The organism is Streptomyces gilvus, assembly GCF_022513565.1.
GTDB classification, from domain to species: domain Bacteria; phylum Actinomycetota; class Actinomycetes; order Streptomycetales; family Streptomycetaceae; genus Streptomyces; species Streptomyces gilvus.
Genome location: NZ_JAKWBE010000001.1, coordinates 832,577 through 853,307, shown reverse-complemented (window position 1 = coordinate 853,307; position 20,731 = coordinate 832,577). Strand labels below are relative to the sequence as shown.

The 20,731-nt window shown below is 71.7% G+C and carries 21 protein-coding genes; 12 read left to right on the top strand and 9 right to left on the bottom strand.

What is annotated here, in order from left to right:
- Nucleotides 1-19 precede the first annotated feature (19 nt).
- Nucleotides 20-1,000: an SCO0930 family lipoprotein gene (locus tag MKW14_RS03875; protein ID WP_240858801.1), complete on the bottom strand. Its 981-nt coding sequence runs from the start codon at nucleotides 998-1,000 to the stop codon at nucleotides 20-22.
- Nucleotides 1,001-1,709: 709 nt separating this feature from the next.
- Here MKW14_RS03875 and MKW14_RS40815 point away from each other — a divergent pair.
- The 3 genes from MKW14_RS40815 (at nucleotide 1,710) to MKW14_RS03865 (ending at nucleotide 3,336) form a co-directional block, all read left to right on the top strand.
- Nucleotides 1,710-1,838, top strand: a complete 129-nt coding sequence (locus tag MKW14_RS40815) for a hypothetical protein (protein WP_276618151.1) — start codon at nucleotides 1,710-1,712, stop codon at nucleotides 1,836-1,838.
- 15 nt (nucleotides 1,839-1,853) lie between these two features.
- Nucleotides 1,854-2,618, top strand: a complete 765-nt coding sequence (locus MKW14_RS03870) for a bestrophin-like domain (RefSeq protein ID WP_240858799.1) — start codon at nucleotides 1,854-1,856, stop codon at nucleotides 2,616-2,618.
- A 199-nt stretch (nucleotides 2,619-2,817) separates the two neighbouring features.
- Nucleotides 2,818-3,336: a hypothetical protein gene (locus tag MKW14_RS03865; RefSeq protein WP_240858798.1), complete on the top strand. Its 519-nt coding sequence runs from the start codon at nucleotides 2,818-2,820 to the stop codon at nucleotides 3,334-3,336.
- Nucleotides 3,337-3,453: 117 nt separating this feature from the next.
- On the opposite strand, the gene MKW14_RS03860 is transcribed toward MKW14_RS03865, so the two are convergent.
- Nucleotides 3,454-3,942, bottom strand: a complete 489-nt coding sequence (locus tag MKW14_RS03860; protein WP_240858797.1) for a hypothetical protein — start codon at nucleotides 3,940-3,942, stop codon at nucleotides 3,454-3,456.
- A gap of 332 nt (nucleotides 3,943-4,274) precedes the next feature.
- Between MKW14_RS03860 and MKW14_RS03855 the strand changes: the two genes are divergently transcribed.
- The gene (locus tag MKW14_RS03855; protein WP_240858796.1) at nucleotides 4,275-4,937 is read left to right on the top strand and encodes a class F sortase; all 663 of its coding nucleotides are present in this window, start codon (nucleotides 4,275-4,277) and stop codon (nucleotides 4,935-4,937) included.
- Between the two features lie 30 nt (nucleotides 4,938-4,967).
- On the opposite strand, the gene MKW14_RS03850 is transcribed toward MKW14_RS03855, so the two are convergent.
- Nucleotides 4,968-5,807 carry a polysaccharide deacetylase family protein gene (locus MKW14_RS03850; protein ID WP_240858795.1) on the bottom strand — a complete coding sequence of 280 codons (840 nt, stop codon included), beginning with the start codon at nucleotides 5,805-5,807 and terminating at the stop codon, nucleotides 4,968-4,970.
- Nucleotides 5,808-6,042: 235 nt separating this feature from the next.
- On the opposite strand from MKW14_RS03850, the gene MKW14_RS03845 reads away from it, so the two are divergent.
- Nucleotides 6,043-6,873, top strand: a complete 831-nt coding sequence (locus MKW14_RS03845) for a hypothetical protein (protein ID WP_240858793.1) — start codon at nucleotides 6,043-6,045, stop codon at nucleotides 6,871-6,873.
- On the opposite strand, the gene lysX is transcribed toward MKW14_RS03845, so the two are convergent.
- Nucleotides 6,809-10,087, bottom strand: coding sequence for a bifunctional lysylphosphatidylglycerol synthetase/lysine--tRNA ligase LysX (lysX, locus tag MKW14_RS03840; RefSeq protein WP_240858792.1), 3,279 nt, complete (start codon nucleotides 10,085-10,087; stop codon nucleotides 6,809-6,811). The genes MKW14_RS03845 and lysX overlap by 65 nt on opposite strands.
- 90 nt (nucleotides 10,088-10,177) lie before the next feature.
- Between lysX and MKW14_RS03835 the strand changes: the two genes are divergently transcribed.
- Nucleotides 10,178-10,639, top strand: coding sequence for a universal stress protein (locus tag MKW14_RS03835; RefSeq protein ID WP_240858790.1), 462 nt, complete (start codon nucleotides 10,178-10,180; stop codon nucleotides 10,637-10,639).
- A 3-nt stretch (nucleotides 10,640-10,642) separates the two neighbouring features.
- Here MKW14_RS03835 and MKW14_RS03830 read toward each other — a convergent pair whose 3' ends face one another.
- On the bottom strand, nucleotides 10,643-11,281 hold the full coding sequence (locus tag MKW14_RS03830; protein ID WP_240858789.1) for a class I SAM-dependent methyltransferase: 639 nt from the start codon (nucleotides 11,279-11,281) through the stop codon (nucleotides 10,643-10,645).
- 100 nt (nucleotides 11,282-11,381) lie between these two features.
- Here MKW14_RS03830 and MKW14_RS03825 point away from each other — a divergent pair, with 100 nt between their 5' ends.
- Entirely contained in the window at nucleotides 11,382-11,798 is a 417-nt protein-coding gene (locus tag MKW14_RS03825) for a pyridoxamine 5'-phosphate oxidase family protein (RefSeq protein WP_240858788.1), read from the top strand.
- A 307-nt stretch (nucleotides 11,799-12,105) separates the two neighbouring features.
- Here MKW14_RS03825 and MKW14_RS03820 read toward each other — a convergent pair whose 3' ends face one another.
- Complete coding sequence (locus MKW14_RS03820) at nucleotides 12,106-12,924, bottom strand: alpha/beta fold hydrolase (protein ID WP_240858787.1); 819 nt, start codon at nucleotides 12,922-12,924, stop codon at nucleotides 12,106-12,108.
- A gap of 73 nt (nucleotides 12,925-12,997) precedes the next feature.
- Here MKW14_RS03820 and MKW14_RS03815 point away from each other — a divergent pair, with 73 nt between their 5' ends.
- The gene (locus MKW14_RS03815; protein WP_374116526.1) at nucleotides 12,998-13,483 is read left to right on the top strand and encodes a MarR family winged helix-turn-helix transcriptional regulator; all 486 of its coding nucleotides are present in this window, start codon (nucleotides 12,998-13,000) and stop codon (nucleotides 13,481-13,483) included.
- A gap of 307 nt (nucleotides 13,484-13,790) precedes the next feature.
- Nucleotides 13,791-14,171 carry a VOC family protein gene (locus tag MKW14_RS03810; protein ID WP_240858786.1) on the top strand — a complete coding sequence of 127 codons (381 nt, stop codon included), beginning with the start codon at nucleotides 13,791-13,793 and terminating at the stop codon, nucleotides 14,169-14,171.
- A 35-nt stretch (nucleotides 14,172-14,206) separates the two neighbouring features.
- On the opposite strand, the gene MKW14_RS03805 is transcribed toward MKW14_RS03810, so the two are convergent.
- Nucleotides 14,207-15,358, bottom strand: coding sequence for a CapA family protein (locus MKW14_RS03805; RefSeq protein ID WP_240858784.1), 1,152 nt, complete (start codon nucleotides 15,356-15,358; stop codon nucleotides 14,207-14,209).
- A 202-nt stretch (nucleotides 15,359-15,560) separates the two neighbouring features.
- On the opposite strand from MKW14_RS03805, the gene MKW14_RS03800 reads away from it, so the two are divergent.
- The 3 genes from MKW14_RS03800 to MKW14_RS03790 all read left to right on the top strand — a co-directional run bounded on the left by MKW14_RS03800 (nucleotide 15,561) and on the right by MKW14_RS03790 (nucleotide 17,582).
- Entirely contained in the window at nucleotides 15,561-16,106 is a 546-nt protein-coding gene (locus tag MKW14_RS03800) for a sigma-70 family RNA polymerase sigma factor (RefSeq protein ID WP_240858783.1), read from the top strand.
- Between the two features lie 157 nt (nucleotides 16,107-16,263).
- Nucleotides 16,264-16,779, top strand: a complete 516-nt coding sequence (locus MKW14_RS03795) for a hypothetical protein (RefSeq protein WP_240858782.1) — start codon at nucleotides 16,264-16,266, stop codon at nucleotides 16,777-16,779.
- Nucleotides 16,780-16,928: 149 nt separating this feature from the next.
- Nucleotides 16,929-17,582 carry a zf-HC2 domain-containing protein gene (locus tag MKW14_RS03790; protein WP_240858781.1) on the top strand — a complete coding sequence of 218 codons (654 nt, stop codon included), beginning with the start codon at nucleotides 16,929-16,931 and terminating at the stop codon, nucleotides 17,580-17,582.
- A gap of 152 nt (nucleotides 17,583-17,734) precedes the next feature.
- On the opposite strand, the gene MKW14_RS03785 is transcribed toward MKW14_RS03790, so the two are convergent.
- The gene (locus MKW14_RS03785; RefSeq protein ID WP_240858780.1) at nucleotides 17,735-18,598 is read right to left on the bottom strand and encodes an Fpg/Nei family DNA glycosylase; all 864 of its coding nucleotides are present in this window, start codon (nucleotides 18,596-18,598) and stop codon (nucleotides 17,735-17,737) included.
- Between the two features lie 41 nt (nucleotides 18,599-18,639).
- Nucleotides 18,640-20,727 (bottom strand): SpoIIE family protein phosphatase, encoded by a 2,088-nt coding sequence (locus MKW14_RS03780; protein ID WP_240858776.1) that lies wholly within the window; start codon nucleotides 20,725-20,727, stop codon nucleotides 18,640-18,642.
- Nucleotides 20,728-20,731 lie beyond the last annotated feature (4 nt).

The window sequence follows — 20,731 nt, the reverse complement described above, 5'->3', positions numbered from 1 at the left end:
AACCCTGGGGAGGTGACGCCTACTTCTTCGGCGCGCCGATCGGCTTTCCGGAGGGGGCCATGACGTACCAGGTGCCGCCGACGCCCTGACCGTTGGTGTCCCCCGGCTTGGTGTCGCCGGAGAAGGTGTACGCCGGCCAGCAGTCGACCGTCATCTGCTTGACGCCGTCGGGCCGGGTGAAGCCCATCAGGCCCTTCTTCTCGATGCCCTTGGTGTCGCCGGGGTCGACCGGCGCGACGGCCGGCCACTTCTCCAGGCAGGAACCGGTGCAGTTGGAGATGACCTTCGGCCAGGCCTGGTCCTTGATGAACCGGTAGACCGTCATGCCGTTCTTGTCGACGACGATGTCCCCGAGCTTGGGGTCCTTGCGCACGGACAGCCCGGGCAGGCTCGCCAGAGTGGCCTTCTTGCCGGTGGGGGCCAGCGCGAACCACTTGCCGCCCACGCCCTGGCCCGCGATGTCACCGGCCTTGGTGTCCTTCGCGTAGCGGTACGCCGGCCAGCCGCTGATGGTCAGCTGCTTGGTGCCGTCGGGCCGGGTGACCTCGCCGAGCAGGGACTTGTCGATGCCGGCGCCGGCCGAGGCGTCGTCCGCGGAGACGGGCGGCCAGGCCTTGGCGCAGTCGCCCTCGCAGTTGGACTTGGGCGGCTCGGCCGTGTCCTCGTCGAAGCGGTAGAGCGTCAGACCGGCGCTGTCGGTCAGCACCTTGCCCAGCTCGGCGTTCTGGGTCACGGCGAGCTGGCCGGCGGGCGCGTTCTGGCCGGCCGCGCCCTGCTGGCCGTCGGCGCCGTAGCCGTTGCTCGGGCTCGCACTGGCCCCGGTCCCGGCACCGGCACCGGTGCTGGTGCCGACGCTGCCGTAACCGCCGGCCGGCGCGGTGGCGCCGACGTTCTGGCTGCCCACCGAAGAGGTACCGCTTTCCTGGCCGCACGCGGTCGTCAGAGCCAGGATGGCCGCGGCGCCCACCACCATGGAGGCGCTCCGCCAGGAGGTCTTCATCGTCAACAACTCCCCATAATCGCAAGGGTGTTGCAGCGCCCTGCTGCGCCGCCGCACGAGCATGGGTACGCATGGGACCAGCGGTTGTGTTCAATCGCCTCACAAATTTCTTTTCGGAACCCGTGCCACCGCCACCCCGACTCGCACGCGCGTCCGCATCGACGGACCCACGAAGTGGCGCCGGTCAAACCCGAGTACGCCCGTAATCCTTCGATCGGGCCAATCCCAGCCTCCTCCGGCGTGGGGGCGCCCGACAGGGCTCATGATCTCGGTCGTGCATGGACCCGAACCGACCCAAACCGCCTTCGCCGCACGGGCCTTGGCGCTGGTCGCGCTGACCTGGCTGCTGGTGGGGGCACCGGCCGCACCGGCCGCCGCCGACGCCTGCGCGTACGCCTCGACCGGCCCGGACGGCATCCAGGCGGTGGCGGTCGCCGGAAGCCCGTCCTGGCCGACACCTCCGGCCTGTCCGAAACCCCCTCCGCCACCGACCCCGACGCCGTCGTGCCCGAGCCCGACGCCCACTCCCACCCCACCCCCGAAACCCCGGCCCACGCCCAGACCGACACCGCCCCCGACCCCCAAGCCCACCCCGAAGCCCGTTCCGCCGCCGCCCCGGCACGTGGCTCCGCGCCCGACCCCACCCCCGCCTCCCCCGCCGGCACCGACTCCGCCCCCGAAGCCGACGCCGCGCCCGTCCGTGACCCCGGTGAGCTATCCGCACTACCGCCCGCCGGCTCCGCACCGGCCCGCGCACGACGGCCCGTCGCCGCTCACCTTCGTCCTGCTCATCACCGCACCGGCCGCGATCGCCGTCGCCGCGCTGCGCCCGCGCTGAATCTGGAGGCACCCCTTGCCGGATTGGCTTGTTCTCACCCTCGCGATGCTGGCCGCCTGCGTCGTGGTGGTCGTCATCACCCTCGTACGGCACAAGGCGGCACCCGACGACGAGGACCCCAGCGAGACCCCGGACGTCATCGAGTACATGACGATGTGGATCGGCGTGGTGTACGCCATCGTCCTGGGCCTGGCCATCGCCGGGGTCTGGGAGGGCCGCAGCGCCGCCCAGGACCATGTGCAGGCGGAGGCGATGGCGCTGCACGAGATCTCGCAGCGGGTACGGGTCTACCCGCCCGACGTCCGTGACCACATTCGCGCCGATGTCAACGCCTATGCCGGACACGTCGTCGCGGTCGACTGGAAGGCGATGGCGGACCACGGGAAGGTCACCGCGCGCGGTGACGAGCTCTTCCAGCGCATCCGCGAGGACGTCACCGACTACCAGCCGAAGAACGACTTCGAGGGGCAGGCCTACCAGCCGCTGCTGGACCAGGTGACCGCTGCCGATCAGGCGCGTACCGCCCGCGCGGACTCACTTGGGGCCACCATGCCGGGCGTGGTCTGGTTCGGGCTGCTGTCCGGTGCCGTCGTCACCATCGGGATGATCTTCGCGCTGCAGATCCGGCGCACCGGGCGCGAACTGGTCCTGGCCGGGCTGTTCTCCGCCCTGATCGCCTTCCTGTTGTTCCTGATCTGGGACTTCGACGCGCCCTACAGCCGCGGCATCACCGCCTCGGCGGAACCCTTCCTCACTCTCTTCCCGCACATCAAGGGCTGACAGGCCCTCACCCGAGGGGCCACCCGGACGACACCCGCCACGCCGTGCGTGTCCCCCGGGTGGCCCACACATATGCCCCATTCGCCTGACTGCGATCGCGTAGGCGCACACCCGTTCCTAGCGTTTCGGTCATCGAGGTGCATTTGTGGCGCCAGCGGAAAAGGTCCGCGGCTGCTCCTCGGGGACCGGAGGATCCACCATGCGCGCGATACGCGTCGCTGCGGCCGCACTGCTGGGCGTCAGCGCCCTCGCCTTCTGCGCGCCGGCCGCCCTCGCCGGCACCATCACACCGTTCGGCTTCAGCGTCCTGCCCTCGAGCGTCGCCCCGGGCGGCGAGGTCGCGCTGCGACTCCAGCGCGACGGCGGCTGCGGAGGACCGGCCACGGTGAGCTCGGCGGTGTTCGACACCGTCGCCATTCCCCGGGGCAGTTCCGTGGCCACGGCGACCGTCTACTGGGACGCCAGCCCGGGGGCGGTCTACCAGGTGACGTTCACCTGTGACGGGGCGAGCGGCTCGACGGGGCTGACCATCGCGGGCGGCCGTCCGGTGGGCCCAACGCCCGTACCGGTGAACCCCGTCGATCCCCACCGCGCCGTGCAGGCCGGTGAGGGCGGCAGCATCGCCGGGTTCGACCTGAAGGAGATCGGCATGGGAGCCGCGCTCATCCTGGGCTCCGTCGGGGCGGCCTACCACTTCTCGCAGCGCCGCGGCTCCTGACGCGACGCCTTGGTCCCGGATCCTCGACGGAATCCGGGGCCAAGGCGTTTCACGTGCGGTCGGTCCTCCGAAGCGGTCCTCCCGAGGGGTGAGTCGGTCCTTCCGAGGGGTGCGGGGTCAGATCCTGCGCTCCGCCCTGCGGCGCATCCAGAACAACCCGCCGCCGACGACGGCCGCGGCCACCAGTCCGCCGCCGATCGCCACGTCGGTGGGCGTGGCCCCGCTGGAGCTGCTGCCGCCGAGACCGCCCTGGACGCCGCCGATGACGGAGAAGGCCGCGGGGTTGATCACGGTGCCGTTGGCGCAGACGACGCTGATGCTGTGCGATCCCTGGCGTGCGTCACGGTTGACGGTCGCGGTGCCGGTCGCCAGGGTGCCGTTGCGCGAGGTCAGCTGGATCGGCCGGAAGGCGTCCGAACTCGCGGTGGCGGGGGTGCTGCAGTTGTTGACGGTGATGGTCAGCTGTCCGCCCCGGGCGATGACGCTGGGCAGGGCCACGATGTTGCTCGGGCTGGGCATGCCGTCCCGCGCGACGGACGCGGGGGCGGCGATCCCGAGGACGGCGACCGCGGCGGCGGACGCCGCCAGGGCACGAGTGGTACGCATGTGATCCTCCGGGGAAGACGCCCCGGGACCCGTCCCCGGTCGATCGGCGAGAAAGCGTCTCCCAGAAAGACCCTCAGACGCCGTGCACGCGCGCGCATTTCGGCGCTGGTCCGTCCTGGTGAGAGGACACGCCGACCGATTACCGCACCATCGGACATCAGCGCAGGTCACACGCCGTCAGAAAATTCCTGGGGACGGCAACCCGGATGGCGCACCGAAGACACGCGGGGCACCCGTTCGCGCCTCACCCGTCGCCGGTTTCGCGCACGCCACTTAGCGTTCTCGTATGCGCGAATGACGGGGCGACGGCCGCGTCGAGAGGGGAAAGTCGAATGTCTGCGTTCGAGCTGGCCGAGGAAGAGGAGGAGCTGCGCCCGAAGAAGCGTGCTCCCTGGGGCGTGATAGCGCTTGTTCTGCTGACCGGCCTCGCCCTCATCCGGAACGGTTCGGGGGAGTTCGACGTGGGTCCGCCGCAGCCCGCCTCGGCGGCCGCGGCGGACAGTCGTGTCCCCGGCACCTTCCGCAGCGTCCAGGCGTTGCCCTACGCCCAGCCCGACCGGGTCAGGATCCCGGCCATCCGGGTCGACGCGCCGGTCATGCCGGTGGGTCTGGACCCCGACGGCTGGGTGGCGGCGCCCCCGCCGGAGGACCCGAACCTGGCGGGCTGGTTCACCGGCGCGGTCTCACCCGGCGAGAAGGGGACCGCGGTCGTCGTCGGCCATGTCGACAACAAACAGGGCCCCGCCGTGTTCTACGGCCTGGGGGCCCTGAAGAAGGGAAATCGCGTCGAGGTCGCGCGGAAGGACGGAAAGACGGCCGTTTTCGAGATCTACGGAATCGAGGTCTTCGCGAAGGCCAACTTCCCCGGAGACCGCGTATACGGTTCCAAGGGCGCCCCGGAACTCCGCGTCATCACTTGCGGCGGCGGTTTCTCGAAACAGCACGGATACGACGGGAATGTCGTCGTCTTCGCCCGTCTGGTCGAGGTCCGCTGAGGATTCCCGACCGGACGGACGAAATCGGGCTCATGCGTCGGGGCGCCAGGGCACGGTGAGGTGGTAACCGGAGTCGAGAAGCTCGGGCAGATACTCCTTGAGCGCCCGGACGCTCTGGGAACGGTCGCCCCCGGCGTCGTGCGAGAGCACGACCACGCCGGGGGCGGCGCCGTCCTCGACCCGGTGGACGATGCTGCGGGTGCCGGGCCTGGTCCAGTCGAGGGTGTCGACCGTCCAGGCGAGCGGTTCCATGCCCAGGTCGGCGCCCAGTTGGAAGGCGGCCCGGTTCCAGACGCCGTAGGGGGCGCGGAACCACTGGGGCCTCTCGCCGTAGGCGTCCTCGATGACGTCGCTGGTGCGCTTCATCTCGCTGCGGATCTGGGAGCGGGTGAGCGTCGTCAGCAGGGGGTGGGACCAGGTGTGGTTGCCGACGACGTGCCCCTCGTCGGCCATCCGGGCCAGCAGGTCGCGGTTCCAGTCGGCCTGCTCCCCGCACACGAAGAACGTCGCGTGGACCTCGTGCTCGGCGAGGGTGTCGAGGATGTGCGGGGTGTAGCGGGGGTCGGGTCCGTCGTCGAAGGTCAGCAGCATGGTGCGACCGCGGCCGGACATGCGCAGGAACGGCTCGTGCAGGACCGGGGGCCGGGCGTGGGCGGCCTGCGGGGGTCCGTAGCCGGTCAGGGGCTGCAGACGGTAGGCGGAGGGGTTGAGCACGGCGCGTGCCTCCGGGCCGGCGGCGGGAGCGGCGGCCCTGCGGGCCGGCCCTTCTGCCCCGCGCAGCGCGAGCGCGCCGGCGGTGCCGGCCGCGCCCAGGGCGGCGGCCCCGGCGAGCAACGCCCGGCGCCGCGTGAGGAACTGATCCTTCTTCATGAGTCATGACTCGCCCGGCACCACACCGACGCCCCCCAGCGACACCGGTCCGGCCCCGGGAAACCACCCACTCGGCCCAAGCACCGCGCCGCCCCACAATTCGCTTTCCCCGGACGGCTGTTCCGGCTAGCGTCCGTCCCGTGAAGTGATCTCCCGCGGCGCTCCTCGCACCGCAGACGCGCACCGGCCCCAGCGCGGCCGCAGGCCGCTCACGCCCGACATCCGGAGATCACCCGTGCCCACACCGCCTCCCGTCCTCGGTGACGGCCCCGACGACACCGTCGCCGCCTTCGTCAGGCGGGCCTGCGACGACCCCGGAGTCGTCGGTCTGGTCCTCAGCGGCTCCCAGGTGCACGACGGCATGCCGACCGTCCGCTCCGACCACGACCTGCACGTCGTCCTGCGCGAGTGGGGCGCCTCCCCGCTCAGCGAGCTGGACGGGTTCCGCTCCGGGCACCTGGATCTGGTGGTGCTCACCCTGGAGGAGTTCCGTCGGCGCGGGTTTCCTCCCGAGGCCTGGAGCCGGTACGCGTACGTGCACGCCGAGGTGCTGCTGGACCGGCTGGACGGGGGAATCACCGCGATCCTCGACCGCAAGCGGACCTTGGACGACGAGGAGGCGCACACGACGGCGGCCGGGTGCCTCGACGCCTACGTCAACCAGACCTACCGCTCGTTGAAGAGCTACCGGGACGGGCGGGAGACGCTCGGACACCTGGACGCCGCCGAGAGCGTCCCGTACGCGCTGGAGACGCTGTTCGCGCTGCACCGGCGGGTACGGCCGTACAACAAGTACCTGCGGTGGGAGCTCGAGCGCCGGCCGCTCGGCGACGAGCGGTGGGACGTCGGGCGGCTGCTGCCGGTGGTGCGCCGCATTCTGGCCGACGGGGATCCGGAGACCCAGCGCGCTCTGTTCCGGGACATCGAGCCGCTCGCCCGTGCAGCCGGGCACGGGCCGGTGCTCGACGCGTGGGGCGGGGATCTGGGACTGCTGCGCGGGGTCAGCGGCGGCGGACCAGGGGGAAGGGCAGGGTTTCCCGGATCGTCCGGCCCGTCAGGAACATGATCAGGCGGTCCACCCCGATGCCCAGACCACCGGTGGGGGGCATCGCGTATTCGAGGGCGTCGAGGAAGTCCTCGTCCAGTTCCATCGCCTCGGGGTCGCCGCCGGCGGCCAGCAGGGACTGGGCGGTCAGACGGCGGCGCTGTTCCACCGGGTCGGTCAACTCGGAGTAGGCCGTGCCCAGTTCGGTACCGAAGGCGACCAGGTCCCAGCGTTCGGCGAGCCGCGGGTCGGTGCGGTGCCGGCGGGTGAGCGGGGAGACGTCCGTCGGGAAGTCCTTGTAGAAGGTGGGGAGTTGGGTCCTCTCCTCGACCAGGCGTTCGTACATTTCGAGGACCACGTCGCCACGGCCGTCGTCCGCGGTGTACGGCACACCCGCCCGGTCGCACAGCCCCCGCAGCCGTTCCAGTTCGGTGTCCGCGTCGATCTCCTCCCCCAGTGCCTCCGAGATCGCCCCGTAGACGGTCTTGACCGGCCACGCGCCGGAGATGTCGTACTCCTTGCCGTCCTTGTGGGCGACCGGTGCGCCGAAGGCGGCGGTGGCCGCGTCCTGGACGAGTTCGCGGGCGAGGTCGAGCATCACGTCGTAGTCGGCGAACGCCTGGTAGGCCTCCAGCATCGTGAACTCGGGGTTGTGCTTGTAGGAGACGCCCTCGTTGCGGAAGGTGCGGCCCATCTCGAAGACCTTCTCCAGCCCGCCGACGCACAGCCGCTTCAGGTACAGCTCGGGGGCGATGCGCAGATAGAGGTCGAGGTCGTAGGCGTTGATGTGGGTGGTGAACGGGCGGGCGTTGGCGCCGCCGTGGATCTGCTGGAGCATCGGCGTCTCGACCTCGAGGTAGCCGCGGCTCAACAGCCCCTGCCGCAGGGCCTGTACGGCCGTGGAGCGGGTCCGGATCACCTCGCGGGCCTCGGGGCTGGACACCAGGTCGAGATAGCGCATCCGGACCTTGGCCTCGGGATCGGCCAGTCCCCGGCGTTTGTCGGGCAGCGGGCGCAGGCACTTGCCGATCAGCTGCCAGCCGGTGACGAAGACGGTCGGTTCGCCCTTGTCGCTGGTGCCCGCTCTGCCGGTGGCGCTGATGTGGTCGCCGATGTCGGTGTCGGCGGTGAAGCGGTCGAGTGCGGGGCCGGACCGCTCGCGGGTGAGGGCGAGTTGGTGGTCGCCCGACCAGTCGCGGAGCACGGCGAAGACGATGCCGCCGAAGTCGCGGACGAGCATGATCCGCCCGGCGACGGTGACGTCGTCGCCGGGCCGGACCTCGGCGAGGGTGTGGGTGCGCCGCGGGATGCCGACCGGGTAGGGGTCGGTGCCGTCGGCGGCCAGCCTGTCGAGCTTGTGGTGGCGGACGCGGACCTGTTCGGGCAGGCCGGCCAAGGGGTCGTCGGGCCCGGCCTCGTCCCCTCCGGCGAGGCCGAGCGCCGACAGCGACGGCAGGCCTTCCGTGGTGACGGGCCTGGACGCGCCCTTCGAGTGCCCTTTTCCCCAGAGTTTGCGCAGGGACGGTACGGAAACGAAACCTTCGGCGATCCCGGAGGCCAGGCCGATGCGGGCCAGGGCGCCCGTGTCGCCGTAACAGATGAAGCGGGGATACCACTCGGGCTGGTACTTGGCGTTGGAGCGGTAGAGCGCCTCCAGTTGCCACCACTTGGAGAAGAACAGCAGCAGGCGCCGCCACAGCCGCAGGACCGGGCCGGCGCCGATGCGGGCGCCCTCCTCGAAGGCCGAGCGGAAGACGGCGAAGTTGAGGGAGATCCTGTGCACCCCCAACTTGGGGGCGGCGGCGCACAGCTCGGCGACCATGAACTCCATGACGCCGTTCGGGGCGCTGCGGTCACGGCGCATCAGATCGAGGGAGATGCCGTCGCGGCCCCAGGGCACGAAGGAGAGCAGGGCGAGCAGCCGGCCGTCCGCGCCGATGGCCTCCACCAGGAGGCAGTCGCCGTCGGCGGGGTCGCCGAGCCGGTCGAGGGCCATGGAGAAGCCGCGTTCGGTCTCGGTGTCGCGCCAGGCGTCGGCCTTGTCGACGACCTCCTCCATCTCCTCGTCGGTGAGGGTGGCGTGGCGGCGGATGCGGGTGGTGGCGCCGGTGCGGCGGACGCGGTGCACGGCCTGCCGGGTGACCCGCATGTCGCGGCCGTCGAGGTCGAAGTCGGCCACGTCGAGGATGGCCTCGTCGCCGAGTTGGAGGGCGCCGAGTCCGGCGCGGGCGTAGGCCTTCGCGCCGTCCTCGGAGGCGCCCATGGCGGCGGGCACCCAGGCGTGCAGACGGGCCACGTCCAGCCAGGCGGCGATCGCGTGCGGCCAGGCCTCCGGGTCGCCGACGGGATCGCCGCTGGCCAGGCAGACGCCGGCCTCGACGCGGTAGGTGACGGCGGCCTTGCCGCTGCGGGAGAAGACGACGGCCTTGTCGCGGCGGGTGGCGAAGTAGCCGAGGGAGTCCTGCTCGCCGTAGGCCTTGAGGAGGGCGCGGATGCGGGGCTCCTCGTCGCCGTGCAGGGCGGACTCCATGCGCTGGGAGCGGAAGAGGGTGGCGGCGGCGTTGAGCAGGGCGAGGGCGCCGAAGAGGCCGAGCAGGAAGAACAGGGCGCGGGGCGGGCGGCCGTCGAAGGACTCGGCCGAGACGAGGCCGCCGCACACGCGGTTGGCGGCCCAGGCCAGACGCTGGCCGTGGGGCAGGGTGCCGGGGAACAGCTCGACCAGGCCCCAGCCGGCGAGGATGCCGAGGGCCAGGCCGAGGAGCAGGACGCCGACGGCGCGGCGGACGGCGGCGCGGCGGGAGGCGGCGTAGAACTCCCCGCGGGCGACGATCAGCAGGACGAGCAGCAGGCCGCAGACGACGAGGGACGGGAGGGAGGCGGCGTACAGGCCGAGGGACACGCCCAGGGCGTCGGTCAGGACCACCAGGCCGAGATAGACGACGACCAGCCACCAGGCGATCTTCTTGCGGGCTGCGGTGGCGCCGGCCAGGAGGAAGAGGAAGACGGCGTAGGCGAGGTTGGCGCTGATGGGGACGATCAGCAGGTCGAGGAAGCGGACGACCGGGCGGAGCAGGGCGCGCAGCGGCGGGATCAGGGCCAGCAGGGCGCAGAGCAGGCCGAGGGCGCCGAAGAAGGCGGCGAAGCCCTCGGGCACCCGGCTCAGCCGTCCGGTGCCGGGCGGGCGCGTCCGGCCCGCGCCGTCCTTGGGCGGGGATGCCTGCGCTGTGGCACTCATGGTTCCGACTGTAGGAAGAGCCCGGCCCAGGCGCCCGTCGAAGGGGCCCGCGCGGCGGTGGGACCTGCGGTTTCCGATAGCCTCGCAGCCGTGACGGAACAGCACTCTCACCAGTTCGAGCGGGGTACGGACGGGCCGAAGGTCATCGTGGTCGGAGTGGACGGCTCCGATTCCTCGCTGCGCGCAGCTGCGTATGCCGGCGGCCTGGCCCGGCGTCAGCGCGCGCTTCTCGCCGTCGTCTACGTGCAGCCGGTGATGGCGGCGGGCGCGGCGATGGGGGCGCCGGTGGCGGAGACGACGGGCGAGATCGCCGAGGACATCAAGACGCAGATCCGGGAGGGGACCGAGCGGCTGAAGGGGATATTCGACGTGCGCTGGGAGTTCCACACCTTCCGTGGCGACCCCTACAGCGGTCTGGTCAAGGCGGCCGACGAACTGCGGGCGGACGCGGTGGTGGTGGGCGCCTCGGAACAGGCGGGCCACCGGATCGTCGGCTCGGTGGCGGTCCGCCTGGTGAAGACGGGGCGCTGGCCGGTGACGGTGGTGCCGTAGGGCTCAGCGCCGACGGCAGAGCAGCTGCACGGCCCGCGACCGGTGGCCGTTCATGGTGCCGACGTCGATACGACGCTCGTCCACCGGCTCCAGGTCCGCCAGCAGGGCGTGCAGATCCCCGATGCCGTGGTGCCGGCACACGGCGCCGTCGTCGGTGACGAAGACTCCGTGAGGAGCGCCGGACCGCCGGGCGTGCGCGGCATAGCGGTCCCGGTTGCGGTCGTCGTCCTGGAGCAGCAGATCGCTGACATAGAGCAGCCCGCCCGGTGCCAGGACCCGGCCCAGTTCGGCCACGAGCGCCCGCTGGTCCTGCTCGTCGGGGACGCAGGTCAGCACCGCGAACAACAGGACGACGTCGAAGCTCGCCGCCGCGCAGTGCAACGTCGGCGGGGACTCCAGCACCTCGAACCGCAGGTCCGGTCGTATGCGGCGGCCCCGGGCGATCAGGGCGGCGGACGGATCCACCCCGCGCACATCGGAGAAGCCCTGCTCCGCCAGCTCGGCCATGACCCGCCCGTATCCACAGCCGTAGTCAAGGATCCGGGCCTGCCTGCCGGCTCGCGCCGGCCAAGCGGAGTGCACCGGGTGGGTGAACGTCTTGGCGGCACCGGGGCCGTTCCAGTAGACGAGCTGTCCGGTCATGCGGGGGAGCATAGACCGGGCCGTGGACCTAGGTCGGTGGTCGGTGTTCAGTGGGGCGGGGGCGGTCGATGATGCCGGGGTGACTTCTCACCCCTTTGACGTGGACTCCTTTCTGCTGCGGCCGCTGACCGCTCGCATCGCCACCAACGGGCCCACCGTGCGGCCCGTGTGGTTCTTGTGGGAGGACGCGGCGTTCTGGGTGCTGACCGGGCCGTGGGCTCGGCTGGCGGGGCAGGTCCGGGACGATCCGCGGGTGGCGCTCGTGGTGGACGAGTGCGATGTGGAGACGGGGCTGGTACGCCAGGTGATCGCGCGGGGGCGGGCGGAGTTGCTGCCGTTCGACGTGGCGCGGGGGCGGCGGAAGCTCGCTCGCTATCTGGGGCCGGACGAGGACCGGTGGGACGAGCGGTTCGTGCGGTATCTGTACGGCGATCCCGCGGTGAGGGGGACGGTGTGGCTGCGGGTGCGGCCCGCGTCGCTCCAGGCGCAGGATCTGAGTTATGCCGTCGGGCCCTGAGGGCCGTCGGGGGCCGTCGGGGTGGCGGCCTGTTGGGCGGTGGTCGCCCGTGTCTGAAGAGGCGTCAGGGCCGGTCTGTCGCTGCTCATACGAGGAACTCCGAGAGCGCTGCGAGTGGTTGCGCGACAAACTACTGCCGACCCCCCTTGCTGAACAGGCTTAGGCGGCATCATCGACGCGGGCATCGGGGGTCTGCGAGGTGTTCCCCGGAAAACTCAGCACCCTGGCCGGAACCGTGGCCAAGCCACGCGGTGCTCGCGTCGGCTACTCCCACAAGCGGTAGGCGCCGGCAGGGCGTTGGCGGTGGTCACAGGCCCCGGAGGAAGTCGAGGAGCAGACCGTTGAACTCCTCGGGCCGCTCCAGGTTCGGGAAGTGCGAGACGCCCTCGACCAGCACGGAGCGCCCGCTCAGGACCGTACAGGCGAAGAGTTCGGCGTCGGCGATCAGGTCGGGCGAGTCGAGCGCGCCGTTGACGGTGAGCACCGGGACGTCGATCTTCGGCACCCGGGGCCAGGTGCCGGCCATGGGAACGTGCCAGTTCGTTTCACCGGGGGTGTGCTTGGCGATGGTGTGCAGGGCCATCTCGCGCAGGCTGTCGAGAAGGCGCGGGTCGATGTCGTCGGCGGTGCGGAAGGGGCCGGCGACGGATCGGAGGAACACCTTCAGCCAGCCCTCGACGTCACCCGCGTTCAGGGCAACGGCGGAGGCGGCGACGACCTTCTGCGTCGGATCGTAGGTGTACCGGAAGTCGCTGACGGAGGCGCCGCCGAGGACGACGCCCCGCACCAGTTCCGGGTACTCGATCACGGTGTCGCCCGCGATGGCGCCGCCCATCGACACCCCGACCAGGGCGGCGGGGCCGGCGTCGAGGTGCCGGAGCAGTCCGGCGAGGTCGTCGGCCCAGCGGAAGGGCTCGCTCGCGTTGGCGGACCAGCCGTGGCCGCGGACGTCCGGCGCGATCACCCGGTAGCCCGCCGCGGCGAGGGCGGGGATCTGGTCGTCGAAGAGGCGGTGGTCGACGTAGCCGGAGTGGAGGAGGACCACGAGGTCTCCGGATCCGGTGTCGAGGTAGGCGAGATCGCCGTCGGCGGACGCGAAGTAGCTCAGTTCGGAAGCAACCATCATGACAACCAAGGTGTCACACATCTCCAGCTTTGACAACCAAGTTGTCATGATGGTCCGGGTGCATGATGTCCGGGTGAACGACGATGACGCTCCCCGGGACGCCCCCCTCTCCCCCGACGAGCTCGGAGACCGCGTCTCCGAGGTGTTCGACCTGATCGGCGCGCTCTACCGCCGCGGCCTGCGCAAGGTCGAGCAGGGCGAACAGGTCGAGGGCGTCTCGGTCGGCGTACGCTCCGTGCTCGTCCTGCTGCGCCGCTACGGGTCCATGACGGTGCCCCAGATGGGCCGGATCATGGCGCTGACCCGGCAGTTCGTGCAGCGCATGGTCAACGACGCGGTGGCCGAGGGGTGGGTCGAGGCCATCCCCAACCCCGCCCACCAGCGGTCCTCGCTGATCCGGATCACCAAGGCGGGCGAGACGATGATCGACACGATCCTCGAACGCGAGCACGCCCTGAACCGGCAGGTCGGCGGGGATCTCACCGAGGCGGAACTGCGGTCATGTGTGCGGGTGTTGAAGGAGATGCTCAAGACCTTCGACCACGTGGACGTCGAGTGACCCGCCGGACCGTGTGCGCCACGTCACGTCGCGGCGGGCGTCGACGGCGGAACAACCGGGGCCGGTCGGCCGTTCATGTCTACGTGGCTGCGGAGGGGACAGTGTCCCCGGGCCTCACCTACAGCCCATGGGGACGATCGTCCGGCTGAAGCCCCATGGAGCACCCCGCCGAGAGGCGACCGCCCTCCGCGATCCACCACCTACGGCCCCGGCTGGCCTCCCCCGTCCAGCCGGGGCTTTCCCCTCTCCCGCCATGACGGACACTGGTGCCGCGTCACACCACGTCATCGCGAAGGGAACAGACTCCGTGCACAGAAGCCGCGTCTACGCCGTTCTGATCGACACGCCCGAGGCCGAGGCCGCCAGTGCGGCGGACTTCTGGTCGGCCGCTCTCGGCGTGACCGCCCGGCCGTTTCCGCCGGCGCCGGAGTTCACCACGCTCCACCAGGCCCTGCCCGGGCTGGTCATGGCGGTTCAGGCCGTCGACGACGCTCCCCGCATCCACCTGGACATCGAGACCGACGACGTCGAGGCGGAAACCGCGCGCCTGATCGAACTGGGTGCCGAGCAGGTGTCGCGGTGGCAGGAGGGCCGCGTACTGCGGGCACCCGGCGGTCATCTGATGTGCGTGCTGCCCGTGGAGACGGACCCTGAGACCTTCAAGGCGCAGGCCAACGTCTGGGCGTGACGGCGCGATGAGCGCCCGCGGTACGGGCGCGTCCGTCACTCGCCCATCACCAGACCGTCCTTCGCCGCGCCCCGGCTGAGCACGACGTCGCGGATGCGGTCGCGTGCCGCCGTCACGTCGGCGCCCTGTTCCAGGGCCCGGTTGAGGTCGACCACCCGGCCGGCGTCGATGTCGAACGTCTGCGGGACGAACTCGGCCCGGGTCACCTGCCAGCGGCCGCCCGGCCTGGCCGGCGGGGCGAAGGTGAAGCGGCCGATGGTCGACTGGTTGCCGCGCGGGTCCTGTTGGCCGTCGTTGTCGTACATCTCGCCGGCGATCTGGTCGCCCAGGCCGTAGACGACCCAGGTGCCGTTGACCTTCTCGTACGCCTGCGGGACATGGGCGTGGGTGCCGAGGATCAGGTCGATGTCGGGCCGGTCGCCCGTGCGGGCGGCGGTGAGCCGCTTGGCCAGGGCGAGTTGCTGCTCATCCGGGGCGTCCTGCCACTCGGTGCCCCAGTGCAGGGAGACGACGACCACGTCGGCGCCGGCCCGCCGGGCTGCCCGGGCGTCGGCGACGACCCGGTTCTCGTCGAGGAGGCCCACGGCCCACGGCTCGCCCGGCGGCAGGGGGATTCCGTGGGTGTCGTAGGTGTAGGCGAGGTGCGCCACCTTCGCCGGGCCCGCGCGCAACAGGGTCACGGTGCGCGCCTCGGCCTCGGTGCGGGCCGAGCCCGCGTGCCGTACTCCTGCCGCCTCCAGCACGTCGAGGGTGTGGTGGACGCCCTGGGCGCCGTCGTCGAGGGTGTGGTCGGAGGCGGTGGAGCAGCCGTCGTAGCCGGTGGCGGCGAGGGCCTGCGCCAGCTCGGGCGGGGCCTTGACGGAGGGGTGGCCGGTGTCGTCGCCGTTCGCGCCGAAGACGGTGTCCAGGTGACACAGCGCCACATCGGCGCGGGAGACCACGGGTCCGTCCCCGGCGAGCATCGGACCGAAGTCGTACGCGCGGCCACCGCCGTCGAAGCGTGCGCGGTCGATGATCGAGCCGTGCGGCAGGATGTCGCCGGAGGCGACGAGCGTGAAGCCGCGGGCGGCCGGCGGGGCAGGATGTCCGGCGTGGACCGCCGCTCGGTGGTGCTGGGCCTGGCAGGCGGCGCCCCCGGCGAGGACGGCCGTGAGGGCCAGGGCAACCTGTCGTCTGCGTGCAATCATCAGCTCACCCCAGAGTGGTCATATTTACCGACAAACGGTACGAAGGTGACCGGCCCCGCAGCCGGTTCCGGCACGCCGATTAGCCCGTCCGGCGCTCGGGAGGCGACCGTTCGTCGAACCGTTCGTCGACGCGATCGACCGTCCGCCGCAGATCCCCGTGCGGACCCTGTGCGAAATCGGCACCCTGCGATGCCATACGGCCATGACGGCCGGAACCACCCTCACGAACGGGACGACCGCCGAGCACGAGCTCGCCGCAGTGCAGCGGGAGCACGGCCGGCCCCTCTTCGCCTTCCTCCTCCGGCTGTGTGACGGCGACCTGCAGCGCGCCGAGGACCTGATGCAGGAGACCCTGGTCCGCGCCTGGCAGCACCCCGAGGCCCTGCGCGCCGACGACTTCGAGTCCGTACGACCCTGGCTGCTGACCGTCGGACGGCGGCTCGCCATCGACGCGCGGCGCGCGCGCCAGGCCCGGCCGGCCGAGGTCGGGGACGCGGTCCTGGAGAACGCGCGGGTCATCGGCGACCACGCCGAGCGGGCCGCCGCGACCCTCGACGTACGCGAGGCTGTGAAGACACTCACTCCGGAGCACCGTGAAGTCCTGGTGCTCGTGTACTTCCAGGGTGCGAGTGTGGCGGAGGCCGCCGAAACCCTCGGGATTCCGCCCGGTACCGTGAAGTCCCGCGCGTACTACGCGCTGCGCGCCCTGCGCCGGGTGCTTCCCGGATACGCGGCCGACCTGCGGTGAAACCAACGGCTCAGTCAAACCTCCGTAAAGCGCCTTGCTGAGGACCCCGGTTGAGTAATCGGCTGTCCTCATCCGTGTTCCGGACTGGGGGGCTCGGGGTCCTTGTCCGGGCCCCGGAGCCGGGCGACGAGCACGCACCGGAGGAAGGCAGGAAGGGATGCTGCACAGAGGTCAAGAGAGCACGGACGGCGCCGGAGACGGTGAACTGGTCGTCCCCATGGCCTGGTTGTACGCCGAGTACATCGCCGACGAGCTGCTCAGGACGGGCGATCTGATGCCGCCGACGTCCATGGAGTTCCGGGCCGGGCGTGACGCGCTGGCGCTGACCGTCTTCCTCTCGGACACGGACGGCGAACTCTCCGGCATCCGGGTGGTCTCGCAGCTGGAGACCTGGCTGTCGCTGACGGCGTACGACCAGCCGTGGCAGGACTGGGTGGGCGAACGCATGGCCGACCTGTACGCCGAAGCGGTGGAATCCGGCGCCCCGGCGCCCGACCTGGATCTGGCCGAGGCGGCCTGGCGCTGGCTGGAGGAGACCGAGTTGCTCGCGCCGGACCTGAACGCGGTGCCGGGTGGTGCCGGGGTGGTCGGGGAGGACGAGGGGCCGAAGGTGTGGACGAAGGCCTGGCAGCTCGGTCTGCCGCTGGGCCATCTCGCCATCCATCTTTTTTAGATTCGTTGCGATCCGGACCAATCCGGGGGCCGGGCCGCTACGAATCCCTTGGTTGCGATTCTCCGTGTGGCTTGAGTGAATCCGCGGTCTGGTGCGTACCTGGGAGCAAGGAGTCACCCCACCCGCACCCAACGGCACGAGGATTCGGCATGAGGTCCCAGGAAACGCACCGCGACGTCGCCGCGTACGCGCTCGGCGTGCTGGACGAGGCGGACGCCTTCCGCTTCGAGGACCACCTCATGGAGTGCGCGCGCTGCGCCGCACACGTGACCGAATTCGGGCCCGTCGCCCGGCAGATGATGCTGTATCGCCGGGCGACACCGCGGTTCGTGAGCCCGATGACCCGGCCCGGCCCCCAGTTGCTCGACCGGCTGATGGGCGCGGTGGCGGCCCGCCACAAGGCGACGCGGCGGCGGTTCCTGTACGGCCTGGCCGCCTCGGTGGCCGTCGCCGCGGCGGGGCCCGGCATCGCGATGGCGGCCAAGGGCGGCGACGACGGAATGACGCGGATCGCCGCGACCGACGCGAAGTCGGGGGTGTGGGCCAGGGTGACGACGGCCGACGACTACTCGGGCAGTGACGTCAAGCTCGAGATCAAGGACGGCGCGGGCCCGCGCTCCTGCCGGCTGGTCGCCGTCGGCCGGGACGGCTCCGAGCAGATCCTCACCAGCTGGACCGTCCCCAGCCACGACGCCCGCCCGATCACCATGCGGGGCACGTCCTCGATGCACATGAGCGAGATCGCCCGCTACGACGTACGCACGGCCCAAGGCGAGCACCTGGTGACCCTGCAGCCGCACTGACGGCTGGATCCGCTCACTGGCTCCGTGCGCGGCAGCCGCACCGCCGACTCCTCGCCCAGCCGGTCTGTCGATCGCCGCGCGGCTCCACCTGGGCGAGACCACGGCGAGACCCATCCGGGCCTGCGTCCGCTGCTCCGGCCCCGGACGTCCCGCTACTTCAGCAGCCGTGACATCCTGCGGTCCGCGAGCGGCTTCCCGCCGGTCTGGCAGGTGGGGCAGTACTGGAGCGAGGAGTCGCTGAAGGAGACCTCGCGGATGGTGTCGCCGCACACCGGGCAGGGTTCGCCGGTGCGGCCGTGCACCCGCAGGCCGCTCTTCTTCTCGGCCTTCAGCCGGCCGGCCGCGACGCCGCGCGAGCGTTCCACCGCCTCCGTCAGAGTGGTGCGCAGGGCCGCGTAGAGGTGGGTGGTCTCCTCGGGTGTGAGGCTCGCGGCCAGTTTGAACGGCGACATCCTCGCCGCGTGCAGGATCTCGTCGCTGTAGGCGTTGCCCACCCCGGCGATGAGGCTCTGGTCGCGCAGGGCGCCCTTGATCTGGCGTCTCTCGTCCTTCAGCAGCCCCGCGAAGGTCTGCTCGTCGAAGTCGTCGGCGAGCGGGTCCGGGCCGAGACGGGCGAGGCCCGGGACCTGCTGGGGGTCCTGGACGACGTACACCGCGAGGCGTTTCTGGGTGCCGGCCTCCGTGAGGTCGAAGCCCTCGCCGGTCTCCAGGGCGACGCGCAGTGCGAGGGGGCCCTTGCCGGGGCGGGGCGGGCCGTCGGGGAGGCGGTCCTTCCACTGCAGCCAGCCCGCGCGGGCGAGGTGGGTGACGAGATGCGGGCCGCCGTCGGTGACGAGGTCGAGGAACTTGCCGTACCGGCGCACGGCGGTGACCTCGCGGCCCTCGACGGCGGTCGGCGGCGGGTCGTAGGTCTTCAGGACACTGATCGCGACGGGCAGCACCCGCACGATCTCGTGCCCGACCAGGTGCTCGGTCAGGAAGTCCTTGAGCGCTTCCACCTCGGGGAGTTCCGGCATACGTCCAGAGTGCCACCCGGCACCGACAACGCCACGCGGGTTCAGTCCTGCCCCGGCACGACGAACTCGCACCACACGCACTTGCCGCCGCCGCGCGCCTCCACCCCCCACGCGTCGGTGAGCAGGTCGACGAGCATCAGCCCGCGCCCCGAGACCCCCGACTCGCCCGCCTCGCGGCGCCGGGGCAGGGCGCTGGAGGAGTCCTCCACCTCGACGCGCAGCCGCCGGTCGCCGCCGGTGAGGACCCTGAGGGTGACGATCGCCGCGCCCTCGGTGTGCATCAGCGCGTTGGTGATCAGTTCGTCGGCGACCAGTTCGACCTCGTCCGCGCGGTCCGCGGCGCCCCAGGCGCGGACCGCCGCCCGGATCATGTGCCGGGCCTGGGTGAGGGCCTCGGGGTCGCCGGGTGCCACGTGCTGCTGGAGCCGGCCGCCGGACTGCGGGGTGTCCAGTCCGCGGCGGCGCAGCAGGAGCAGGGCCACGTCGTCGTCCCCCGCGCGGGCCTCGGCGACGTCGATGAGGCGGTCGGCGAGATCGCGTACGTCGTCGGGGCCGGTGGCGATCAGGGCGGTCAGGGTCCGCATGCCGTCGTCGAGGTCGGCGCCGGGCTGTTCGACCAGGCCGTCGGTGCACAGCACGAGGGTGTTGCCGGGGTCGAGTTCGAGGGTGCCGACGGGGTATTCGAGGCTGCGGAACTCGGCGGACAGGCCGAGCGGCAGCCCGCCCTCGACGGGGACACGGCGGCAGCGGCCGTCGGCCTCCCGGATCAGCGGGTCGATGTGCCCGGCCCGCACCACCTGCACCACCCCGGTCGACAGGTCGGCCTCCGCGTACAGACAGGTCGCGAAGCGGTCGGTGTCGAGTTCGTGCAGGAAGACGGAGGCGCGGGCCATGACGGCCGCCGGGGTGTGGCCCTCGGCGGCGTAGGCGCGCAGCACGATGCGCAGCTGGCCCATGACGGCCGCGGCGTGGGTGTCGTGGCCCTGGACGTCGCCGATGACCGCCCCGACCCGGCCGCCGGGCAGTGGGATCAGGTCGTACCAGTCGCCGCCGATGTCCCGGGCGAGGGAGCCGGCGGCGGTGCCGGCGCGGTAGCGGACGGCCACGTCGGCGCCGCGCACGCTGGGGATGGTGCGCGGCAGCATGGCCTGCTGGAGACCGGAGGCGAGGTCCTTCTCCTGCTCGTAGAACATGGCCCGCTGCAGGCTCTGCGCGATGCTGCTGCCGAGGGCGACGAGCACGTTGCGTTCGTCGGGCGAGAAGCCGCGTCGGTCGCTGTAGAGCAGGCCCATGGCGCCGATCGGGCGGGCCTGGACGATCAGCGGCAGATAGGCCGCCGAGGTGATGTTCAGGTCGGTGATGTGCGGCCACAGGATGGGGAACCCCTTGGCGAACTCCTCGGGCGACTCGATGAAGCGGGGGCTGAGGGTGCGCACCACCTCGCTCATCGGGTAGGGCTCGTCGATGCCGGTGACGAGGGTGCCGGGGACGAAGCTGCCCTCGGGGCCCTCGGCGATCAGCCGGATCCGGCCGGCCTCGACCAGGCCCATCACCAGGCTGGTCGCGCCGAGGTGGGTCAGTCCGTGGGTGTCCTTGAGGACGTCGATGACGTCCTGGACGGTGCGGGCGTGGGCGAGGGCGGCCGTGGTGAGCTGGACGACGTTGGTCTGCCGGCGCCGGGCCTCGTCCTGGGCGGCCTGCTCCTGCCGGGACGCGCTCTCGATCAGTTCCTGGGTGGCGTCCCGGACGATGCCGATGATCCGGCGCGGGCGGCCGGTCTCGTCGCGCCGGATGTAGCCCTGGGTGTGGGTCCAGCGCAGGCTGCCGTCGCGGCGGCGGATGCGGAAGTAGGCGCCGTAGTTCTCGCTGCCGTCCTTCATGGCCTGGGCGACCAGGGCGTCGAGACGGTAGGCCTCGGCGGGCGGGACCCGGACGTTGAGGCTCCCGGGGTTGCCGTCGTATTCGTCGGGGCGCACGTCGAAGACCTCGTGGGCCTGGGCGTCCATGTGGAACAGGCCGCTGTCCAGGTCCCAGTCGAAACTGCCCATCTGGTTGAGCGCCAGGATCGGGTCCGGATGGGCGGGCCAGTCGTCCGGGAGTGACAGGGCGCTCGCTCCCCGATCAACCATGGGG